The organism is Streptomyces sp. H27-C3 (genome assembly GCF_030063415.1).
GTDB lineage: Bacteria > Actinomycetota > Actinomycetes > Streptomycetales > Streptomycetaceae > Streptomyces.
The window spans coordinates 23,946-44,218 of record NZ_JASITA010000011.1 but is presented as its reverse complement, the minus strand read 5'-3'; the positions used below and the strand labels follow the sequence as shown (position 1 = coordinate 44,218).

Below are 20,273 nucleotides of genomic sequence, written 5' to 3'. Positions count from 1 at the left end.
TCAGTTCCTTCCTTCCGCTGTCCGTGGGCCGGGCCTGCGGGCGGTCACCACGGCGTAGCCGAGCTCCGTGATGTCCCCGAAGCGACCGAGGTCCTCCACCATGTAGTGGAACTCGCTCTCGGTCACGAGTTCCTTCAGGGCCTCCCAGGACCGGGCGAGGTTGCTGCCGACGACTCGGTACGACGGCCGGACGAACTCGCCGATGTCGAGGAACTCGACCACTTCGAGACCTGCCGTGCGCACGCACGCCTCGTACTCGCTCCGGGTGAGCATGGGCCCCTGCTGGTAGTTCTTGATCGCGGCGTCGACGAGGGCCCGGTGGTCGTCGCTCTCCAGGGGGCGCAGGAGTACGAAGTCGGTCACCGTCAGCAGCCCGCCCGGGCGCAGCACCCGGGCCAGCCCCGCGAAGACGTCGGTACGGTCCTGGGCGTGGCAGACCGTCTCGATGGCGTACGCCGCGTCGAACGACGCGTCCGGGAAGGACAGCGCGAGCATGTCGTGGACCTGGAATTCCACGGAGCCGGCGAGGCCCGACGCTCCGGCCAGGTCCGTGGCCTGCCGGACCTGGTGAGGACTGAGTGTGATGCCGGTGACGCTCGCCCCGTGCCGCCGTGCGATGTGCGCCGTCGCCTTGCCGTTGCCGGAGCCCACGTCTAGGACCCGGTCTCCGGGGGTGAGCCGGAGCCGGTCGGACACGAAGTCGGTCAGCCGGATGCCAGCCTCCTCCACGGTGCTGGGGTCGTCGGCGCCCTCCCAGTAACCGCCGTGCAGGAAGCCGCCCATGGCGTCGGCCGTCACGTCGTTGATCCGGTCGTAGAAGTCGCCGACGCCGCTTTCGCCGCCGGGCTCCCGCGCCTCAGGCATCCGGGCGCACCGCGACGACGAGCAGGTGACCGAACTCCGTGACGCCGACGAGGTCGCCCGGGTTGAACTGGTCGACCAGCTCGCCGCCGTAATCGGCGGCCAGTTCCGGGGCCGACCCGGTGATGCGGGCGGACAGCTCGATGAAGGTGCGGCGCAGCGTGGGTTCGCTGATGTCCGTCAGCTCCTCGAACCACAGACCGGCCTGGCGCAGCAGCGGCGGGTAGTCCTCCGCCTGGATCATCGTCATCATGAACTCGCGCAGATACCGTTCGACGGCCGACCGGCCCGAGTCGGGGATCGGCGCGCGCTCGAAGAAGTCGGTGAGCACCAGCCGGCCGCCCGGCCGCAGAACCCGGGCGACATGGCTCAGCACCTGCGCCCGGTCCGGCATGTGGATGATGGATTCCAGCGCGATGACGGCGTCGAAGGAACCGTCGGCGTACGGCAGGTCCATCGCGTCGGCGCGCTCGAAGCGGACCTGGTCCCGCAGGTTCAGCGAGGCGGCCAGCGCGTTGGCCAGCTGCACCTGCTTGTGGCTCACCGAGATGCCGGTCACGTCGGCGCCAGTGCGCTGGGCGATGCGGCTGCCGGGGGCGCCGGTGCCGCAGCCGAGGTCGAGGACGCGGGAGTCCGGGCCGATCCGCAGACGGTCCGTCATCAGATCGGTCAGCCGGTCGGTCGCCTCGTTCAGGGGAGTGGTGCTGTCCGGGCTGTCCCAGTAGCCGAAGTGCAGATTCTCTCCCAGCGTGACACTGCCGAGGTCGGTGTAGCGGTCGTAGAGCCGGCCGACCTCGTCGGATACGGGGAGGGAGGGAGGAGCGGGCTGCTGTGCCATCGGGCGCCTTTCTCGTAAGGGATCCACCGGCGCCCGGTGCTGGGCGGGGCAGCGGAGGGTGCGGATCAGACGAGTCCCAGATCCTGGTGGACGGCGTCGGTGATGCGGAAGATGCGCTCGCGGTGCCGCTCGTGCTCCACCTTTCCGTTCAGGTGGACGGCCACGGTGAGGTGCGTCTGCGGGTCGGCGAAGGCGGTGGCGGTCCAGAGCCCGTCGTGGCCGAACGCCCGCGGCGAGGTATGACGGGAAAAGCTGGTGAACTCCGGTCCCAGCGAGCGGCATTCCAGGCGCACACCGAATCCCCAGTCGGCGTTCCCGTACCGGTCGCGCAGTCCGGTGCGGTGACGGCCAGTCAGCGCCGCCACGGTCGTTGGGGACAGGACGCGTCCGCCGGGAGCCGCTCCCCCGGCGAGCAGCATCTCCAGGAGGCGGCCCAGGTTGCTGAGGGGTCCCCGGGTGTTTACCCCGGGGATGCAGCGGGTGGTGGCGCCGCGTGTCGACCAGAAGTAGCCGGGCTGGGGAGTGTCGCCCAGGTTGCTCACGTGGATGAGCGGGAGCCGGTCTCCGTACGCGTCGTAGTCGTCCGGCGTGAGGTACACCCGGGTGCGGTCCATCCTGCACGGGCGCAGGATCTCCTCCTCGGCGTAGTCGGCGTAGTCCCGCCCGTCGAGCACGGGCAGGAGCTGGGCCAGCACGAACCATGCCCACCACTGGCTGTAGTTGATGCCGGCCGGAGCGCCCGGCGGGCGCGGTTCCACCACCGCGCCGAACGCCCGGCGCAGCCGCACCTCGTCCGGTGCCCCCACCACACCGTGCAGGGGGTCCTCGCCGGTGGGCACCGGAGCGGTGTGCGTGAGGAGTTCCATCGAGGTGATCGCCGCTTTGCCGCCGGTCCCGAATTCGGGCAGGTAGTGGGCCACCGGGAGATATGGATCGAAGTCCCCCCGTTCCCACAGCCGGCCGAGTGCCACGGAGAGCAGCGGTTTGGCGCAGCAGTACCACAGGGGCGCGGAGTCGGCGGTCATGGCGACCCCGGGGCGGGCCATGCCCAGGCCTGCGTCGGCCAGGGTCTTGCCGCCCAGGGACACGTAGAACTGCGCACCGGGCGTGGAGCCGCCCACCTCGCGGCGCAGCTCGCGCACCGTCCGTGGGAGGGCTTCCGCCGCCCGGGCGACCGCCTCGGTGTCCGCAGGCGGCGCTGCCGCCGCGGTGCCGCGCCCCCCGTCCCGACCGGCCCGCGCGTCCGGTGCGCGGACCGCTCCTGGCGGTACGGCGGTGCCGTCGCGCAGGGCCGCGACGTGGCCCTCGCGGTCGCGTTCCAGCGCGGCGTCGACGAAGAACAGCAGACTGAAGTTGCCGACGACCGTCACGTCACCGCGTTCCAGGACCTCCACCCTGGCCCGTGCGGGGCCGAGCAGAAGGTCGTACGCCGCGGCGTACGGCAGGGTGATCAGCAGTCCGGGCGCCTCCCCGCCCGCCCGCGTCATTCCCAGCCGTCCGCCCTCCAGACCGACGAGGACGTCCGTCGCGGCGGTGATGCCGGACGGCGGGTCGGTGAGGGTCAGCCGGAACGCGACCGTGCTGCGCGGCAGCGGATCGGGGGCGGGCAGCCGCCCCGCGGTCGTGGCCAGCCAGCTGTCCGAGAGGAAGGCGGTGGTGGCGGGGCCGGTGCGGATCGTCATCGCTCACACCCCCGCGGTCTGTGCGGTGGGCACCCGGGGCGCTATCTCGTCGGCGAACCGGCGCATGCTCTCGGTCGAGGGATAGTCGCGGAACCATAGGACAAGCTCCTCCACGCCGCAGGCGGTGTACTGCCCCGCCCGCTCGACGAGTTGGTCCACGGTCCCGTACAGATTGCGCCGGGCCAGCAGGTCGGGGTGGTGGCTCCAGAACACCACCACATGCGGGGTCGCCAGCCAGCGGTCCCGGCCGAGCCGGTCGTCGAAGACACGGCACTCCGCGACCAGGGCGTGCCGCACGCCTGCGGGGTCCAGCTGCAGTGCCTCCCGGCGTCGGCCGAAGTCCCTTGCGGCGCGGGCCACTTCTGTCGGCTCGCCCTGCCACTGCACGGATGAGCACTCGCGTACGGCGGCCTCCGGCAGCAGGGCGGCGGCATCCGGGTGCGCCGCGTCCGCCCGTACGACCAGGGGCAGCCGGGACTGGGCGGGAGCGGGTACCGCGTGCGCTCCGGCCAGCGTCACCACGTCACCGTCGAGGTCGGTGCGGACGCCGGACCAGAGGGTCCGCAGCGCCTCTACCGTCTCGCCGAGAGCCGACGCGGTATCGGCGCCCAGCGGTGTGCTCCCCGCCGCGACGTGTTCGGAGAGGTGGTCGGCGGTGGGCAGACCGAGGACGAGCCGGCCACCGGACACGATGTCGGCGCACGCCGCCTGTTTGGCGATGACGACGGCGTTGCGGTGCGGCGGCACCGCGCTCAGCAGGCCCAGCCCGATGTTGGGAACGGTCGCCGCGAGGGCGGCGAGAGCGGTCCACCCTTCGATCACCGGCTGGAGTTCGCGACGTGGCAGGGTGTCCGTTCGGTCCTCCAGCCACAGGGTGTCGAACCCGGAAGCACGCGCCAGCTCGGCGGTCTCGACGACCGTCCGCCACGCCTCGTCGCCGCTGAGACCGGCCAGTTCGAGACGGGCGCCCTGCGGCGCCACGACACTCCGGCGGGGTCCCGCCGCCGGGGTGCTCACCGGGAGGCCTCGTCCAGAACGACGGAGAGCAGATCCGCCGGCTCCTCCAGGACGTGGTCGGGCTGTTCGTCGCGGAGGGGGCCGGCGGAGGTCTCGCCCCAGAGGGCCGCCGCCGTGGCCGTTCCCGCGGACCGGCCGGCCTGGAGGTCGATGACCGCGTCCCCCACCATCACGGCGCTTCCTGGTGAGCCGCCGATTCGGCGCAGCCCCTCCAGCACGATGTCGGGGGCGGGCTTCGGGCGGGGTACCTCGTCGCTCCCGACGACGGCGTCCAACAGCGGCAGCAACCCCACTACATCGAGCACCCCGCGCGCCCGCTCCCCGGACTTGCCGGTGGCGATGGCCGTACGGACACCCGACTCGCGCAGCCGCTTCAGCAGCAGCGGAACGTCCGGATACACCTTCACCTCGCGGATCAGCCGCTGGCTCGCCTCCACGAAGGGCCCCTCCATCGCGAGAGGAAGACCCATGAGGCGCATGATGTCCGGGAGATAGCGTCCCTGGTGGGTGCGGTACTCGTCGAACGGCGGCTCGCCGGGGCCCACGACTTCGTGGTAGGCGAGGGCGAACGCCTGGCGCATCACCTGGAAGCTGTCGATGAGCACGCCGTCCAGATCGAAGACCACCGTGCGGTACTCATGATGCGCCGTCATGTGCTCACGTTTCCTTACTGGAGCCGACTGCGTGTGCCCGGGTTGAGGTGAGGTGAGGTGGACCCGCGAGGGCCCCGTCGCGGCTCAGCCGGCGGCGACGGCCGAGGCGAACACCTCGGCGAGCCGGTCCAGGACCGGAGTGTCGGCCAGCAGGACCCGGTGGTGCAGCCACAGGCAGTCGTTGCCGATCTCCTCGGCCACGGGGCAGCGCTTGGCGATGTCGTCGACGCCGCCGGAGGCGGGGCCTTCCCAGAAACCACGGGTGCGGTAGACCGGGGGAAACGCGACGAACGCCGGGATCCCCTGGGCCAGCAGCGCGTCCACCAGCGCCAGGCGGCGCTCCGCGGTCACACCGGGCAGCCGGACCATGGCCATGTAGTGCGATTTGACGTCGCCGCGGTCGTCCCGGCCCTGCGGGACCACGCCGGGGATGCGTGCCAGGGCCGCCATGAGGTGGCGCGACCGCTCCTCGCGCACGGCGATTTGTCCCTCCAGGCGGGACAGCTGAGCCCGCAGCACCGCGGCCGAGAACTCGTTCATCCGGTAGTTGGATCCCTGGGTGCGGTGCTCGTAGAGTCGGTCGCCCGGCGGCCGGCCGCATCCGTGCCGCAGGTACGCCGCCTGGTAGGTCTCCTCGTCCGGCAGCAGCAGGGCACCGCCCTCGCCCGCCGTCATCAGCTTGCCGTTCTGGAAACTGAAGGACGCGATCGAGCCGAACTCACCGACCCGCCGGCCGCGCCACCGTGCCGCGTGCGCGTGCGCCGCGTCCTGCAGGACCGGCACGCCGGTGGCGGAACTCAGCTCCGCCAGCGCGTCCATGTCGGCGAACTGCCCGGCCATGTGCACCGGCATGACGGCCTTGGTGCGCGGGGTGACCGCGCGTGCCGCCGCGTCGACGTCGAGGCAGTAGGTGTCCGGGTACACGTCGGCGGGCACCGGTACGGCACCTGCCCGCTGCACGGCGAGCGAACAGGAGATGAAGGTGAAGGCGGGAACGATGACCTCGTCGCCCGGACCCACTCCCATCACCGAAAGGGCCAGTTCCAGGGCGTGGGTGCCATTGGTGGTCGCGATGGCCCGAGGTGCCCCGTGCAGAGCGGCGAACTCCCTCTCGAAGGAGTCCACTTCGCTTCCCCCGTTGCGCCACCAGCCTTCCTGGTCCAGCGCGCGCAGCAGGCCCGCACGCTCCTCGGGTCCGTGCTGTGGCCACACGGGGAACGTCAGAACCTGCTGGGCCTGGCTGGATGACATGGTCGTTCCTCTCGGTCGTTGGCGGGAGGGGGGCGGCCGTACGGAAGTGGCGCTGGGGACGATCGCTCGGTCCGATCGGAGACACGGTGTGCTCGCGGTGACGCCGTCTGCCGTGGATCGGCGGGGCATGGTCGTCGACGAGGAGCCCCGGCAGGCCGGGCTGGTACGCGCGGTCCTGTGGGGAGAACGGAGACGGGGGTTGCCGTTCGGCGCGTTTGGGGTCCAGATTTAGCAAGCTCCCGCGAAGCGCGTCAACACCGCGCCGCCGAGTGCGTACTGAGGGCACGCACGGTACCGACGAATTCCCGCCGCCGCCAGACGTGGGACACCGTGCTGGAAATAGCGGTGGAGACGCCGGTGGACTCGACTTCGCCCCTAGGCCCGTCCTGCGGGGAATTGGCCAGAAGCGTATGCCTGAGGCTGCCTCATATCGCCTACTGTGATGTGGCGTTGGGGACAGGAGGATGTTCGGTTCCTGCCATGTGTCAAGTACTCAACGGCTTTCCTCGCCTTCTCGGCGGTCTTCCGGACAGTCCGGGGTCCCCGCCGTGGCCGGTGGCCCGTCCCGGGCGGCACCGTCCCCAGACATTCCGTCGCCCTTCCGGTTCGCCTGTCCCGTGAAAGGACGTTGCACCGTGGATGGGATCAAGGCTCGGCTGCGCAAGGTGTTGGTGGACTCCCTCGAGCTGTCCGTGGCACCGTCCGAGGTGCCCGACGGGGGCTGGTGGAGGCGCTGGGGCTGGAATCCATCAACACTATCGAGTTCCTCATCTGGGTGGAGAGCGAGTTCGGCGTGGAGATCGCCGACGAGGACCTGTCGATGAAGCTGATCGATGACCTCGACCTCCTCGCCGACTAAGTCATCCAGCGCACCGCCCCTGTCGACACCCCCATCGCCTGACGAGAGGAGACGGCACACATGGCAGAGCGCGCCCTGGTCATCGGGCTCGACGGAATGCCCCGCACGCTGCTCACCCAACTCGCCGCTGAGGGGGTGCTCCCCCATGTCGCCGGCCTGCTGGCCGAGGGCACCTGCGGAGAACTGCGGGCTCCCGTACCGGAGATCAGCTCCACCTCCTGGGCCACCTTTCTCACCGGCACCAATCCGGCACGCCACGGGATCTTCGGCTTCACCGACCTGCTCCCCGGCGAGGGCTACCGCGTTCAGTTCCCCAACCTGCTGCACCTGCGCGAGCCCGCTCTCTGGGCGCTGGCCGCGGCCGCGGGCCGGCGGACGGTGTGCGTCAACGTGCCGGGCACGTACCCTGCCGTCGCCATGGACAGTGTCCTGGTCTCCGGGTTCGTGGCCCCCAGCCTCGAGCGCGCGGTCACCCCGGGCCGGCTCCTGCCCCAACTGCGCCGCTTCGGTTACGAACTCGACGTCGAGGTGGGCGATGTGGTGGCCGACCCGCAGGGCTTCCTCGCCCGCGCGGTGCGGGCCCTGCGCGCCCGCACCGACGCCGTGGAACATCTCCTGATTCACGAGCCCTGGGAGTTGGGCGTGGCGGTCTTCACCGAGACCGACCGGGTGCACCACTTCCTGTGGCGGTCCGTGGTCGACCCCGGCGATCCGTTGCACACGGCCGTGCGGGACTTCTACCGACTGGTTGACGACTGTGTCGGCAGGCTCGTGGCCCTGTGCCGCCCGGACGACGAACTGTTCATGGTCAGCGACCACGGGTTCGGCCCCGCCGACCGGCAGTTCTATGTCAACGCCTGGCTGCGGCAGGCGGGCCATCTGGCCGGCCTCGACACCACGGAGAAACTCACCGGCCTCGACTCGCGCAGCACCGCCTTCGCCCTCGATCCCGCCCGCATCTATCTGCACCGCAAGAGCCGGTTCACCGGCGGGGGGCTCACCGACGCCGAGGCGGAGGACGTGTCCGGGGAAATCACCGACGAACTTTTGCGGCTGCGCTCCGACGGGACCCGGGCAGGTACTGACGTGGACGGGCCGCTGCTGGTCTCGCAGGTTCTCCGCGCCGACGAGCTGTACCAGGGGCCGCTGCTCCAGCACGCGGCCGATCTGCTGGTGCTGCCGGCCGAGGGGGTGCAGTTGCGCGGCGCCTGGGGCGGCACCGGGGTCGTGCGGGCCGACGACATGCTGACCGGCACCCACACCCGCGACAACGCCGTCTTCTACCGGCGCGGCGCCCCGGCGCCCCCCTCCTGCGGCGGCGCCGGCCGGCAGACCCCCATGGAGATGGTGGACGTGGCCCCGACCGTGCTGGCCTCGATCGGCGTCCGGCCGCTGGGGCTGGACGGGTCGGTCGTCCTCGGGGTGGGGAAGGAGGGGCGGGAATGAGCCATGTGCTGTTGCTCAACGGACCGAACCTCGGAACGCTCGGCACCCGGCAGCCGGAGATCTACGGCACCACCACCCTGGCCGAGATCGAGGACATGGTGGCCGGGGAGGTCGCAGCCCGGGGGTGGAAGGTGGTGTCCGAGCAGCGCAACGGCGAAGGCGAACTGATCGAGTTGCTGCAGGAGCACAGCGAATCGGTGGGCGCGATCGTCAACCCCGGTGCCTTGATGATCGCCGGCTGGGGACTGAGGGATGCGCTGGCCGACTTCGCCCCGCCCTGGATCGAGGTGCACCTCTCCAATGTCTGGGCACGCGAGGATTTCCGCCATACGTCCGTCACGGCACCGCTCGCGGCGGGCGTGGTCATGGGGATGGGCGCACTCGGCTACCGGCTGGCCGGCCATGCGCTCACTCGGCTCGTGACCGCCTCCTGACCGCCCGGCCCCATACGACAGCCCGACGGACAGAGGGAGAACTAGATGCCACACCCCGGGAGGGTAGCCGTGATCGGACTGGACTCGGCCACCCCTCAACTGCTCTTCGACCGGTTCGCCGCAGACATGCCCGTCCTCAGCGCGTTGCGGCAGCGCTCGTTGTGGGGTCCGATGCGCAGCGTCGACCCGCCCATCACGATGCCCGCCTGGTCGTGCATGATGTCCGGCCGTACCCCGGGCGAACTGGGGGTGTACGGCTTCCGCGACCGCGCGGCCCACGACTACGGACCGATGGCCTTCGCCACCTCGCACAGCATCAAGGCACCGCGGATCTGGGACGAGATGTCAGCCGCCGGCCGCGACAGCGTGGTGCTCGGCGTGCCGGGCACCTATCCGACCACGCCGATCCGCGGTGCGATGGTCTCCTGCTTCCTGGCCCCGTCCACCCGCGCGCAGTACACCTCCCCGCCCGGACTCCGCGACGAGCTGGAGAAGGTGACCGGGGGGTACACGCTCGACGTGGAGAACTTCCGCTCGCCCGAACTGGAGCGGGTCTCCCAGCAGATCTTCGACATGAGCGAGCAGCGTTTCCAGGTGGCCCGGCACCTGGCCACCAGCCAGGACTGGGACTTCTTCTCGTTCGTCGACATGGGTCCCGACCGGCTCCACCACGGCTTCTGGAAGTACTGCGATCCCGACCATCCGCGCTACGAGTCCGGCAACCCGTACGAGAACCTCTTCCGGGACTACTACCGGTCGCTGGACCGGCACATCGGGGAGTTCCTGGGGTGCCTTCCCGAGGACACCTCGGTCATGGTCGTCTCCGACCACGGTGCCCAGCCCATGGTCGGCGGGCTGTTCATCAACGAGTGGCTGCGCCAGGAGGGTCTTCTCGTCCTCGCGAAGGAACCCGCAGGACCCACCCCGATGGCCAAGGCCGAGGTCGACTGGAAACGGACCACGGCCTGGGCGGAGGGCGGCTATTACGGCCGCGTCTTCCTCAACGTGGAGGGTCGCGAACCCCAGGGCATCGTGCCGGCCAAGGAGTACGAGAGCACCCTCGACAGGATCGCCGGGGCCCTGGAGCGGATGGACGACGACACCGGGCAGCCGATGGGCACCCGGGCGCTGCGCCCGGACGAGCTCTACCCGGAGGTCAACGGGATCGCCCCCGACCTGCTGGTCTACGTCGGCAACCTGCGCTGGCGCGCGCTGGCCACCCTCGGCATGGAGCAGGGCCTCTACACCACCGAGAACGATACCGGGCCCGACCACGCCAACCACGCGGACACCGGGATCTTCATGCTCAGCCATCCGGGCCTCGCCCCGGGTCCCGCCGGCGATCTTTCGCTGTACGACGTCGCTCCCGCGCTGCGCGAAATGCTGGGTCTGCCCGGCGGAGGACGGCTGCCCCACTGATCACACCGGGAGGGCGCGGGGCCGGCCGCGCGGCCCCGCGCCCTCCCGGGCAGGCGGAGCGTCGGTCGGACGTAGCGTCCGGTCAGCCCGCGGTGTCGGTTCCGCGCGCCGGCAGGAGCGCGCCGTGCAGCGAGGCGCGCGCTCCGACGGCGGCCCTCCGCACGGCGGGAGGAGTGGTGCCCGGCCGGGCCAGCCGACGGGTCCCCTCGCGCACCGCCGCCACCAGGCCCGGCACTCCGTGGCCGAAGCCGCCGCCGATCCGGACCTCGGCGCACTGCACCAGCTCGCCCAGGTTTATCACCGCGACCGACAGTGCCGCGGCGGTCCTTCGCAGCGGTTCCCTCGCCCACGCGCGGTTCTCCGCCAGGCCGATGCGGAAGGAGTCCGGAGTGACCGGTCCGCCCAGGGCTGCCGCGGCCCGCGCCAGGGTCGCTGTTCCCGACGCGACTGCCTGGAGGCAGCCGGTGCGGCCGCACACGCACACGGGGCCGCCGGGGTCGACCACCATGTGGCCGATCTCGACGGCCCCGCCGCGCGGTCCGCTGTGCAGCCGACCGCCGAGGACCAGGCCGCCGCCGATGCCCAGGCCCAGATACGCGAGGTCGTTCACCCCGGTCCTGGCGGCCTCGGCGAGGGCGGCGAGACTGCCGTCGTCCTCATGGGCGACCAGGACACCCGGGAGGACCCGCTCCACGAGGGCGTCGAGGCGCAGCCCGGTCCAGGAGGGGCGGGAGGGCCAGGCGGCCACGCGTCCGCCCCGGACGGTGGCGGGCAGTGCGACGCCCGCGGCCCGTACGGCGGAGAGGCCGCCAGGTTCCACGATGCGGGAGACCGCTGCGGCGAGGGCCGTCAGGTCCGCGCCGACGTCGGCCCCCGGGAGCCAGTCGAACCGGGCGTACGCCGGACGGGCGGCGCCGGGCCGCTTCAGGAGCAGGGCCGTCTTCGTCCCGCCTATGTCGATCCCGAGGTACGACAACGGCCCGCTCCTCCCGCGAGTCGCCCTAGCTAGGAGGGAAGCACGGCGTAGAGGTCCACCGCGGTGCCGTCGGGGTCGAGGACGATCGCGTAGCGCTGGCCCCAGACCGCGTCCCACGGCTTGATGTGCCCGACGTAGCCAGCGTCCACCAGCTCTGCGTACGCGGCGTCGACGGCCTGCGGGTCGGGGTACTCGAAGGCGACGGCGAAGCGGTGGCTGCCGGTCGGGGCAGTCCAGTCGGGCTCGTAGCTGCGGACGGTCTCGACGCTGTCCCAGGCGAGCTTGATGCCGCCGGGCAGCACCGTCTCGACGTGCGGGGCGGAGTCGGCGTCGGCGGGGATGTCGAGTCCGAGACGGCGGTAGAACGCCAGGGACTTACTCATGTCTTCCGCCACGATCGCGAACAGGGTCAGCCGGGGAACTGCCATGAGTGGTGCTCTCTCTCTTGGTGGGTGCTTGGTGGGTGCGGGGTGTACGGGTGCGCGCACACCGGGCGGCACGGGCCGTGGTGCCTCAGCCGCGCTGGAGTCTCAGCCGCTCGCGGTCGGCCTTGGTCATTCCCGAGACCACACGGTCCCAGGAGTGCTCCACCATCTCCCGCACGGCCGGTGAGGGAACGGTGGAGTCGAGGACGACCGTGTTCCAGTGACGCTTGTTGACGTGGTATCCGGGGCCCACCGCCGGGTACTGGTCCCGCAGGTGCAGTGCCAGATTCGGGTCGCACTTGAGGGTGACCTGGGCCGACTGGTCGTCCGTGGCGTCTTGGAGGATGGCGAACACTTTGCCTTCGACCTTGAACACCGTGGCGCCGGGTCCGAAGGCTTCGTCGTCCAGGGCACCGGGCAACTCCATCGCGCAGTCGCACAGTTCTTGCGGGGTCATGCCCATCCTCTCGTCGTCGAAGGAGCGGTGGGGCTCACGAGGCTCCAGGGGCACGGACCACCCTAGGGTGTGATCCGGGCGGGTAAGGCCGCGGCACAACTACCTTGCCAGGAAGTCCGAAAACGGACGGTGGCCCCCCGGAGAATAGGCGGTAACGGTCCGTCAGGCGGCCGGCTCGGTGGGCAGGGAGACCTGGGCCCAGATCCCACCGTGACTGACGACCTTGGTGAAGCGGTCCGTCAGCCGGTGGAAGAGCGCGCCGGGCCGGCCGTCGGGCGGGAACGCCTGTGCGTCCAGTCCGCCCCACTGGTTCAGCGCCCGCACCAGCAGCGGATCGACCGGCACCCACACCCCGTCGACCAGGAACTCGGCCCAGCAGTGCGGGGTGGAGTACGGCTTGGCCACCAGCAGTCCGAAGGAGAACCGGACAGCCAGGCCTCTCCTCGTGCCCTCCGCCACCAGCCAGGCGGCGGCCCCGCCACAGTCCGCCATGCGCGTGCGCCACATGAACTCGGCGTCCCAGCGCACCGCTTCGGGAAGCAGGAAGAACCCGATGCCGTCCACCTCGCGGAGCAGTCCGCGCACCGCGTCGGGCAGCGCGGGCCACTGTGCGACGGGGGACACCGCGAGCTCGGTCAGGTGGGCATCGGCCGCAGGCCCCTGGATGAGCCGCCGGCCGTCCCGGAGCAGTACCCCGTACGGGCACGGCCCCGGATGGCCGGGCACCGGACAGGAGGAGACGATCTCGACGCGGAGGCGCGGGCCGGGTGTGCCGGCCGACTGGAGGGCCCTGGCCCAGGACCGCATGGAGCGGCTCTGCACCGAGACGAGCCCCAGGTGCAGGGCCGCGTTGCCGAGGTCGTACCCGTCGTAGAGCCGGTCGGGCCCCTCGCCGACGTGCGGGAGGCCCGCGGTGATCAGGGCGCTGAGCAGCTCGGGGCGAATACGGTACAGACGGCGCACCCCGGTCCCGGTGACCGAAAACCGACGTTGCCGGTCCGGCACCTGGCGCAGTTGCCCCACGAGGTCGTCGAGTTGGTCCGGGCCGGGGGCGTGCGCGTCACGAGTCGCGCTGCCGACGGGCGTCACCATCGCGGAATCCCTTGCGTCAGTCGATGTAGCCGAGGGCTTCGAGGCGGCGGGCGACCTCGTCATGTTCCTCCGCGCTGTAGGGCGTCGTGGGGGTGGCGTTCGGCAGTCCGTGCCGCTCCAGCTCCCGCAGCAGCCGGCTCACCGGGTCCGGCTCCGCCGGTCCGACGACCAGCGGGTCGTACGCGCTGGGGCCGCCCGTCACCTCCACCGCGAGGGCGGGGCGGCCCTCCGGCGGGCGGGCGGCCGCGCGGACGTCGTCGGGCACCGCGTCGCCGCTCAGAACGGCGGCCCGGGCACCCCGCTCGGTCACGGCGTCCGTGAGGCGTCGGGCGATGGTCCGGGTGTCGGCGTCGTCGCCGTCGGCGAACCCGATGAGGACACTGTCTCGTGCTGTCATGGAACGTGCATTCCTGTCGTTCAGGAGACGGCGACGCGGGGTTCGTCCGTCTGCTCGGGCTGGTACGGGGTGAAGTCGGCCAGCAGGGGAACGACATCGCGGGCGAACAGCTCCATGGAGCCGATCGCCTCGTCGCCCGCGATGTCACCGAAGCTGAACTCACCGAGAAGGGTGTTGAAACAGCCCTCTGCCGCGGCTTCCTTGATGCGTTCGGCGACGGTGCGCGGGGAGCCGACGAAGACCAGGTTCTGGTCCATCAGGAAGCGGAAGTCGTGGCTGCCGGCCAGGATGTCGGGGGTGCTCAGCCGGCTCGCGGGGGCCGCTGGTGTGCCCGACCTCCGCACCGAGCCGTAGCGCAGGGTGTGCACGAAGGTGTCGGTCACCTGCTGGGCCGCCCGCGCCTCCGCCTCGGCGTCCGTCGCGGCCACGTGCACCAGGCTCCAGTACCCGATGCGCGGCAGACCCCGCTGTCCCTCCTGGCGCCACCAGTCGATGTAGTGGCGGTACACGAGGCCCATGGCCGCACGCGGCACGATCATGGTCGAGGAGGTGTGGCCGCCGGTGCGTGCGAGGTAGCGCAGGGTCGAGCGGTCCGTGGTGGGAATCCACAGCGGCGGATGCGGCCGCTGTTCCGCCCTGAACGACAGCGATACGTCCCGGAGTTGGTGGACAGGACCGTCGAAGTCGAAGGGGGCTTCGGCGGTCAGGGCGGTGCGCAGCAGGTCCGCGCACTCCCGGTTCAGTACCTTCCGGTTGGCGAAGTCCGCACCGAAGGGACGGAACGGCTCGTCGCTGACGCCCGAGGCGAGTCCCACCTCCAGCCGCCCACCCAGGAGTTGGTCGAGGGTGGCGACCTCCTCGACCACGTGCAGCGGGTGCCGCAGCGGCGGCACCCAGCCCATCGGGCCGACCCGGATGCGCTCGGTGCGCAGCGCCGCGCCGGTGCAGAACACCGCGGGTGACGGCATCCAGCTCTCTTCCGGGGTGCAGTGGTGCTCCACGGAGAAGGCGTAGTCGAAGCCCAGCCGGTCGGCCGCCTCGACCTCCTGCCACAACTGGTCGTAGCGCTCGCGGACGGTGATGTTCTCCCGTCCCCACACATGGGTGAAGTACGCGAATTCCATTAGTGGCTCCGGAGCCGAGGGCGGGCGGTTTCCAGGGAGGGGACGGGAACGGGAGGGCGGGGCCGCCCGGCCGACTCGTACAGACGGTCGACGCAGGAGGCCAGCGTGGTGATCTCGGCCAGCGAACCCGCGTCGGTGCGGGGGCCGGTGGCGCGGGCGCGGACGAGCCGCCGGGCGAGCTCGGCGACCTGGCGTTCGTACTCGACGCCGACGGGCTCCTCCGGCAGCGGCACCGCGGTCTCCTCGCCGTGGCGCAGCAGGGTCAGCGAGGAGCGGTCCGCCCGGTGCGGGCTGAAACCGAAGGTGCAGCGCAGCACCGCGACGCCCTCGGTGCCCTCGATGGTGAGTGTGGTGCTGTCCAGAGCGTGGTGCGAGGCCCAGCGGGACTCCAGGGAGACGGCGACGCCCGTCTCGGTGAGCAGGAACCCCCGCGCGGTGTCCTCTACGAGTTCGGGCCGCTCACCGGCAGGGCCGCCGTGGTCCGACGCCCGGGCGCTCCAGTCGGCGGTGGCGTCGCCACGGCCCATCCAGTCGAGGGACAGGTTGCCCAGCGCCCGCGTCACGTGCGGCCAGCCCAGCAGGTCGAGCCCCACGTCCAGCAGGTGCCAGCCCAGGTCGAGGAGGGAGCCGCCGCCGGCCAGCCCACGGTCGACGAACCAGCCGTCGCGCTGAGGGACGCCGGAGGCCCGCGTCCAGTTCAGGCCGAGCGCACGCACCTCGCCGAGCTGGGGCAGCAGTCGGGCCAGCGCCCGTACGTCACCCCGGTGCCGGGCCGCGCTCCAGGCGTGGACCGTCGGACCGTCCAGGGCGGAGCTGGCCAGCGTCCGTGCCTCAACGAGCGTCCGGCACACCGGCTTCTCGATGAACACCGGGACGTTTCGGCTCAACAGCTCGCAGGCGACGGGCACATGGAGGTGATTGGGCAGCGCCACCACCGCGGCGTCCAGCTCCAGGTCCGCCAGGTCGGCCACCCGGGACACGGCGAGGACCTCCCGGCCGTTGGACGCCATCCTCTGGGCCGCCACGGGATCGGTGTCCACGACCGCCGCCACCTCGAACCCGGGGTGCGCGTCCAGCAGCGGCCGCCACACCGTGCGGGACACCCAGCCGGCGCCCAGGATCGCGATGCGCAGCGGCGGCGCACCGGACGCGTCGGGGCTCAAAAGCGCGCACCGCCGTCCACCACGAGTGTGTTGCCGCTGACGTACGAGGCCGCGGGGGAGAGCAGGAAGGACACCGCGGACGCGACCTCCGCGGGCTCGCCGAGCCGGCCCGCGCCGATGAACTTCATCACCAGGTCACGCTCTTCGGGCGAGAAATCCATGACCTCGGCGCGGATCGCGCCCGGTGCCACGACGTTGACGGTGATGCCGTGCTTGCCCACCTCTCCGGCGAGGGACGCCGCCCAGGGATGCAGGGCCCCCTTGGTGGCCGCGTAGGCGGCGTGGCCCGGCAGACCGCTGGTGCCCGCCCTGGAGCCGAAGAGCACGATGCGACCGTACTTGGCACGCATCATCGGCCGCAGGCACGCCTTGGCGAGGTTGATGGTCCCGGCGATGTTCACCTGGAGGAGCTTGTCCAGCGCGGCCGCGTCGGTGGCCATCGCCAGCCGGCGGGTACGCAACCCGGCGGCGGCGACCAGGCCGTCGACGCGGCCGAACCGCTCGACGGCGGTGCCGGCCAGCAGCCCGGGGCCGTCCGGCGTCGACAGGTCGGCCCGTACGGGGACGAGAGTGCCGCCACCCTCCTCGACCTCGGCGGCGAGCTTGTGCACCCGCTCCTCGCCCTGGTGGTAGCCCGCCACAACCGTGGCGCCGAGCTCGGCCAGTTGGCGGGCGCACACGCTGCCGATGTCCCCGGAGGCTCCGGAGACCACGACGACCCGGCCACGCTGGCCCATGCTTTCCGTGATGCGGGCGGAGAGTTCGCCCATCAGTCGGCCTCCTTCGCGATGACGAGATGACAGGGAGAGGGTTCGAACGGCAGATGGCGGACGACGTCGGCTCCCGCCTCGGCCAGTCCGGCGGTGAGTGCCTCGACAGTGGTCCACGCGGTGCCGCCGTGGGTGAGCCAGTCCAGCGCCAGCTCGGCGCCCGGCCCGCCGGACGGCAGGAAGACGTCGTCCACCAGCAGCAGGCCACCCGGTCTCAAGGTCGCCAGCAGAGCGGACAGCAGCGCCCCCAACGAGGCGTCGTGCACGGAGTTGGCGACCACGCAGAGGTCGGCCTCCCCGGACGGCAGACCGGGCCCCGTGGTCACCGTGCCCGCGGCGACGGCGGCGTCCACCCGGTCGGCCACCGGCCCGCTGAGGCGGCCGGTCTGCCACAGGTGGCCGCCGGCCGCCGGGTCGGCGGCCAGCAGCCGGTCCAGGTAGCGACCGGGGCCCGCGGTCACCTCCACCAGCCGCGCGCCGGGGCGCGGACGAAGCAGGCGCAGACCGAGGGCGGTGCGGGCCCGGGACGAGGGTCCGCTCATGGCGCCCTGGTACGCCGCGACCAGCTCCGCGTGGCCCGCATCGTCGGGACGGCGCTCGAACGGCCGGTTCGCCAGGCCGGAGCGCGCCACGGCGGCCAGTGCCCGCCGGGTCACCAGATCGTGGGACAACCGCTCCTCCAGGCGTACGAAGGCGGTCAGTTCGGCCAACGGGACCCGGGGGGCGGCCGGTTCGGATTCGGCGGCGGTGGAGAGCAGGCCCAGGGAGGCCGCGGTGTCCAGCAGGATCCCCAGGGCCAGCGGGTCGCAGCCGAGGTCCGCGCTGAGCGGGGCCAGGGCGGTGCCCTCCGCCAGGGCGGTGAGCGCGCCGAGGTCGTGCAGGGCGAAGAGCAGCTCCGACGTCTTGTAGGCGCGGGTCGCCTCGATCGCGCGGGGTGTGAGCCGGTAACGGGCCGCCGCGGCCGCCTTCCCGGTCGCGGTCTTCGGCAGGGCGGTACGCAGCACGATGATGTCGGGGACCTTGTACGGCGCCAGGTGGCGGGCGGCGTGGGCGCGCAGCTCCGCCTCGTCGGGGCCCCCTGTGGCGACCACCACCTCGGCGACGATTCCGTCCTCGCCCTCGTGGGCGCGGCGCGTGGCGGCAACCCGCACCTCCCGTACGGCGTTGTGGGCACGGAACACCGCCTCGATCTCCAGCGGGGCCACCCACCTTCCCCCGCGGCGGACAGCGGTGCCTTCGCGGCCCAGGATGCGCAACGACCCCTCGTGGGAGACCGCCAGGTCACCCGTGTCGTGCCAGTCGGGCACCGTGTCGGTACGGATCTGGAGCGCTCCGGGACCCTGCGCCGTCGGCTCCTGTGTGGTGGGGTCCACCAGTCGGTGGCCGACGCCGGGCAGGGGCGCGCCCACACACATCGGGGCCAGCCCGGCCGGGCCGCTGAAGACCGCGCCCAGCTCGGTGGAGCCGTAGTTGCGGGCGACGCCGATCCCGTACGCCTCGGTGAACAGCGTGTCGAGCGAGGCGTCGACAGGGCCCGCCCCGACCATGGCGATCCGCAGCCCCGGCGCCGGCGCGGGGGCGCCGGGCCCCGCACGCCGGGCGCGCAGCTTCTGCCGGGTGGCCAGCAGCCGGGCCGCGGCGGGCACCAGGGTGATGACGGTGGCGCCGGCCGCCAGCTCCAGCGCGGTCTGCCCGAGAGCGGTGGGCGGGACGGGCCGCAGCGCCGCACCGGCCAGCAGCCCGCCGCACAGCCAGCCCAGCGCGTACGCGTGCGACAGGGGCACCGGCAGGACCACGATGTCCTGCTCGGTGACGCCGACACCGTCGCGGTAGCGGCGGGCCTCGGACAGCCAGCTCGCCTCGCTGCGCTGTACGAGCCTGGGTGCGCCGGTCGAGCCGGAGGTGGGCAGCAGGACCCCCGGCTCCAGGTCCTGCCGGGGCCCGGGCGTCCCGGCGAGCAGGATGTCCTCGCCGGAGACTTGCCGATACGTCAGGATCCGGCCGCCACCGACGAGTTCCAGCAGCCGTCCTACCTCGGGGTCGGGGGTATCCGGCGCCACGGGGAGCGGCAGGGAGCCGGCCTCTAGCAGCCCGAGGAAGGCAACGACCCAGTCGGGTCCGTTGGGCATCCGCAGAGCCACCGCCTCACCGACGGCGCCCTGGGCCTTCGCGGCGTCGGCGACGGCGTGCGCCCTGGACATCAGCTCGCTGCGGGTCATTCCCGGCAGCACCAGTTGCCCGGGGTCGAGCCGGCCGATGGCGCCGAGAAGGGTGTGGGGGGGCCCGGTGGCCTCAGGCATCGGCGCCCGCCAGGTACTCGGCCTTGGCGGTCTCGATCATGCCGCGGATGCGCGGCGGGGCGTACGTGGGCGCGGCGCACAGTTCGTCCAGGGTGATCTCGTCCTCGAAGTACATCGACAGCGTGTCCCACGGTGTGAAGCAGCCGTGGCAGGCGCTCAGACGCGGCTTCGGGGCGAGCAGGGCCTGGTAGAGCCCACTGCTTCCGAGCTTGTCCAGCACGTTCTCGGCGTCGTCGCCCAGCATGTTGCCCATGTCGGAGAACCAGATGTTGGGGCAGGGCGTGATGACGCCGTCGCTGAAGCTGGAGACGACCAGCCTCGGCAGATGACAGCGGAAGGTCCGCTTGCCCTCTCGGTAGAAGCTCAGCAGCCGGTCGAAGTAGGCCCGCGGCGGCAGGATGCCGCTGAACTCGTCGTACCGCGCGACCAGTTCCTCGATGTGGCCGATCTGATCGGGCCGGATCTTGAAGTTGTCGGAGTCCGGGCCGCGCACCGGGAACGGAAAGAACGTGGGCGGGTGGTCGAACTCGTTCAGCCACCCTGCGAAGTCGGACAGTTCGGCCACGCTGCGGTCGTTGAGGACTCCGTAGATCTCCACCGGGAGACCGGAGTCCAGGGCTCGGGTGATGGACCGGAGCACCTTGGTGTGCAGAGACTCCGATTGCACGCGGTAGCTGTTGCCCTGGTAGAGGTGGCTGTCCAGCGAGATCTGGAGGACCACGTTGCCCCAGGACCGCATCCTTTCCAGATGCTCCTCGGTGACCAGTACGCCGTTGGTCTGTATGACCAGGACCTCGTAGTGCGAGGACTGTTCCTCCAGGAAGTCCATGATGCCGCGGACCAGGAAGATCTCACCACCGGTCACCTTGAGCAGCGGTAGGTTGAACCGGCCGTTGAGCTGGTCGGCGACGGTGTTGATGCGCTTGCCGAGTTCCGTCGTCGGGGAGTAGTCGTCGCGTTTGGGCGGGTCGAAGATGAGTTGTAGCGAGTGGCCTTCTTTGAGGTTGCTCTGTCCCGTGAGGCAGTAGGTGCAACTCAGGTTGCACGAGTCCTCATTGATCACGAGGTCGTTGCCGATGAGCGGAAGCGGGGTGAAGGGGGGCACTGTG

Annotated in this window: 20 protein-coding genes; 4 read left to right on the top strand and 16 right to left on the bottom strand. The window is 71.6% G+C overall.

Features of this window, described 5'->3' with window-relative positions; translation table 11 throughout:
• From QMK30_RS13050 to QMK30_RS13025, 6 genes are all read right to left on the bottom strand, one after another.
• Positions 1-864: a methyltransferase domain-containing protein gene (locus QMK30_RS13050; RefSeq protein ID WP_283517813.1), complete on the bottom strand. Its 864-nt coding sequence runs from the start codon at positions 862-864 to the stop codon at positions 1-3.
• A complete protein-coding gene (locus QMK30_RS13045) occupies positions 857-1,699 on the bottom strand; it encodes an SAM-dependent methyltransferase (RefSeq protein WP_283517812.1) in 843 nt (280 codons plus the stop codon). Before QMK30_RS13045 ends, QMK30_RS13050 begins: the two co-directional genes overlap by 8 nt.
• A 65-nt stretch (positions 1,700-1,764) precedes the next feature.
• A complete protein-coding gene (locus tag QMK30_RS13040) occupies positions 1,765-3,381 on the bottom strand; it encodes a serine hydrolase domain-containing protein (protein ID WP_283517811.1) in 1,617 nt (538 codons plus the stop codon).
• Between the two features lie 3 nt (positions 3,382-3,384).
• A complete protein-coding gene (locus tag QMK30_RS13035) occupies positions 3,385-4,398 on the bottom strand; it encodes an LLM class flavin-dependent oxidoreductase (RefSeq protein WP_283517810.1) in 1,014 nt (337 codons plus the stop codon).
• Positions 4,395-5,051: an HAD-IA family hydrolase gene (locus QMK30_RS13030; protein WP_283517809.1), complete on the bottom strand. Its 657-nt coding sequence runs from the start codon at positions 5,049-5,051 to the stop codon at positions 4,395-4,397. The genes QMK30_RS13035 and QMK30_RS13030 overlap by 4 nt, the downstream gene beginning before the upstream one ends.
• An 84-nt stretch (positions 5,052-5,135) precedes the next feature.
• Positions 5,136-6,302, bottom strand: a complete 1,167-nt coding sequence (locus QMK30_RS13025; protein WP_283517808.1) for an aminotransferase class I/II-fold pyridoxal phosphate-dependent enzyme — start codon at positions 6,300-6,302, stop codon at positions 5,136-5,138.
• Positions 6,303-7,026: 724 nt separating this feature from the next.
• Here QMK30_RS13025 and QMK30_RS13020 point away from each other — a divergent pair.
• The 4 genes from QMK30_RS13020 to QMK30_RS13005 all read left to right on the top strand — a co-directional run bounded on the left by QMK30_RS13020 (position 7,027) and on the right by QMK30_RS13005 (position 10,460).
• Positions 7,027-7,161, top strand: coding sequence for a phosphopantetheine-binding protein (locus tag QMK30_RS13020; protein WP_283517807.1), 135 nt, complete (start codon positions 7,027-7,029; stop codon positions 7,159-7,161).
• Between the two features lie 60 nt (positions 7,162-7,221).
• Positions 7,222-8,607 carry an alkaline phosphatase family protein gene (locus tag QMK30_RS13015; RefSeq protein WP_283517806.1) on the top strand — a complete coding sequence of 462 codons (1,386 nt, stop codon included), beginning with the start codon at positions 7,222-7,224 and terminating at the stop codon, positions 8,605-8,607.
• A complete protein-coding gene (locus QMK30_RS13010; RefSeq protein WP_283517805.1) occupies positions 8,604-9,041 on the top strand; it encodes a type II 3-dehydroquinate dehydratase in 438 nt (145 codons plus the stop codon). Before QMK30_RS13015 ends, QMK30_RS13010 begins: the two co-directional genes overlap by 4 nt.
• A 69-nt stretch (positions 9,042-9,110) precedes the next feature.
• Entirely contained in the window at positions 9,111-10,460 is a 1,350-nt protein-coding gene (locus QMK30_RS13005) for an alkaline phosphatase family protein (RefSeq protein ID WP_283517804.1), read from the top strand.
• Between the two features lie 82 nt (positions 10,461-10,542).
• Here QMK30_RS13005 and QMK30_RS13000 read toward each other — a convergent pair whose 3' ends face one another.
• The 10 genes from QMK30_RS13000 to QMK30_RS12955 form a co-directional block, all read right to left on the bottom strand.
• The gene (locus QMK30_RS13000; RefSeq protein WP_283517803.1) at positions 10,543-11,436 is read right to left on the bottom strand and encodes an ROK family protein; all 894 of its coding nucleotides are present in this window, start codon (positions 11,434-11,436) and stop codon (positions 10,543-10,545) included.
• Between the two features lie 29 nt (positions 11,437-11,465).
• Positions 11,466-11,864: a VOC family protein gene (locus tag QMK30_RS12995; protein ID WP_283517802.1), complete on the bottom strand. Its 399-nt coding sequence runs from the start codon at positions 11,862-11,864 to the stop codon at positions 11,466-11,468.
• An 85-nt stretch (positions 11,865-11,949) separates the two neighbouring features.
• Entirely contained in the window at positions 11,950-12,372 is a 423-nt protein-coding gene (locus QMK30_RS12990; RefSeq protein WP_502963130.1) for an MmcQ/YjbR family DNA-binding protein, read from the bottom strand.
• 108 nt (positions 12,373-12,480) lie between these two features.
• Positions 12,481-13,410, bottom strand: a complete 930-nt coding sequence (locus QMK30_RS12985; protein WP_283517801.1) for a transglutaminase-like domain-containing protein — start codon at positions 13,408-13,410, stop codon at positions 12,481-12,483.
• Between the two features lie 16 nt (positions 13,411-13,426).
• A complete protein-coding gene (locus QMK30_RS12980) occupies positions 13,427-13,807 on the bottom strand; it encodes a hypothetical protein (RefSeq protein WP_283517800.1) in 381 nt (126 codons plus the stop codon).
• 20 nt (positions 13,808-13,827) lie between these two features.
• Entirely contained in the window at positions 13,828-14,931 is a 1,104-nt protein-coding gene (locus QMK30_RS12975) for an LLM class flavin-dependent oxidoreductase (protein WP_283517799.1), read from the bottom strand.
• Entirely contained in the window at positions 14,931-16,094 is a 1,164-nt protein-coding gene (locus QMK30_RS12970; RefSeq protein ID WP_283517798.1) for a Gfo/Idh/MocA family protein, read from the bottom strand. Before QMK30_RS12970 ends, QMK30_RS12975 begins: the two co-directional genes overlap by 1 nt.
• A complete protein-coding gene (locus QMK30_RS12965) occupies positions 16,091-16,864 on the bottom strand; it encodes an SDR family NAD(P)-dependent oxidoreductase (RefSeq protein WP_283517797.1) in 774 nt (257 codons plus the stop codon). Before QMK30_RS12965 ends, QMK30_RS12970 begins: the two co-directional genes overlap by 4 nt.
• Positions 16,864-19,164: a class I adenylate-forming enzyme family protein gene (locus QMK30_RS12960; RefSeq protein ID WP_283517796.1), complete on the bottom strand. Its 2,301-nt coding sequence runs from the start codon at positions 19,162-19,164 to the stop codon at positions 16,864-16,866. Before QMK30_RS12960 ends, QMK30_RS12965 begins: the two co-directional genes overlap by 1 nt.
• Positions 19,157-20,269 (bottom strand): radical SAM protein, encoded by a 1,113-nt coding sequence (locus QMK30_RS12955; RefSeq protein WP_283517795.1) that lies wholly within the window; start codon positions 20,267-20,269, stop codon positions 19,157-19,159. The genes QMK30_RS12960 and QMK30_RS12955 overlap by 8 nt, the downstream gene beginning before the upstream one ends.
• Between the last annotated feature and the right edge of the window lie 4 nt (positions 20,270-20,273).

Coding starts and splice junctions, on each gene's coding strand:
- QMK30_RS13050 (WP_283517813.1), bottom strand. CDS start 864: ATGCCTGAGGCGCGGGAGCCCGGCGGCGAAAGCGGCGTCGGCGACTTC.
- QMK30_RS13045 (WP_283517812.1), bottom strand. CDS start 1,699: ATGGCACAGCAGCCCGCTCCTCCCTCCCTCCCCGTATCCGACGAGGTC.
- QMK30_RS13040 (WP_283517811.1), bottom strand. CDS start 3,381: ATGACGATCCGCACCGGCCCCGCCACCACCGCCTTCCTCTCGGACAGC.
- QMK30_RS13030 (WP_283517809.1), bottom strand. CDS start 5,051: ATGACGGCGCATCATGAGTACCGCACGGTGGTCTTCGATCTGGACGGC.
- QMK30_RS13025 (WP_283517808.1), bottom strand. CDS start 6,302: ATGTCATCCAGCCAGGCCCAGCAGGTTCTGACGTTCCCCGTGTGGCCA.
- QMK30_RS13015 (WP_283517806.1), top strand. CDS start 7,222: ATGGCAGAGCGCGCCCTGGTCATCGGGCTCGACGGAATGCCCCGCACG.
- QMK30_RS13010 (WP_283517805.1), top strand. CDS start 8,604: ATGAGCCATGTGCTGTTGCTCAACGGACCGAACCTCGGAACGCTCGGC.
- QMK30_RS12995 (WP_283517802.1), bottom strand. CDS start 11,864: ATGGCAGTTCCCCGGCTGACCCTGTTCGCGATCGTGGCGGAAGACATG.
- QMK30_RS12985 (WP_283517801.1), bottom strand. CDS start 13,410: ATGGTGACGCCCGTCGGCAGCGCGACTCGTGACGCGCACGCCCCCGGC.
- QMK30_RS12980 (WP_283517800.1), bottom strand. CDS start 13,807: ATGACAGCACGAGACAGTGTCCTCATCGGGTTCGCCGACGGCGACGAC.
- QMK30_RS12975 (WP_283517799.1), bottom strand. CDS start 14,931: ATGGAATTCGCGTACTTCACCCATGTGTGGGGACGGGAGAACATCACC.
- QMK30_RS12965 (WP_283517797.1), bottom strand. CDS start 16,864: ATGGGCGAACTCTCCGCCCGCATCACGGAAAGCATGGGCCAGCGTGGC.
- QMK30_RS12960 (WP_283517796.1), bottom strand. CDS start 19,164: ATGCCTGAGGCCACCGGGCCCCCCCACACCCTTCTCGGCGCCATCGGC.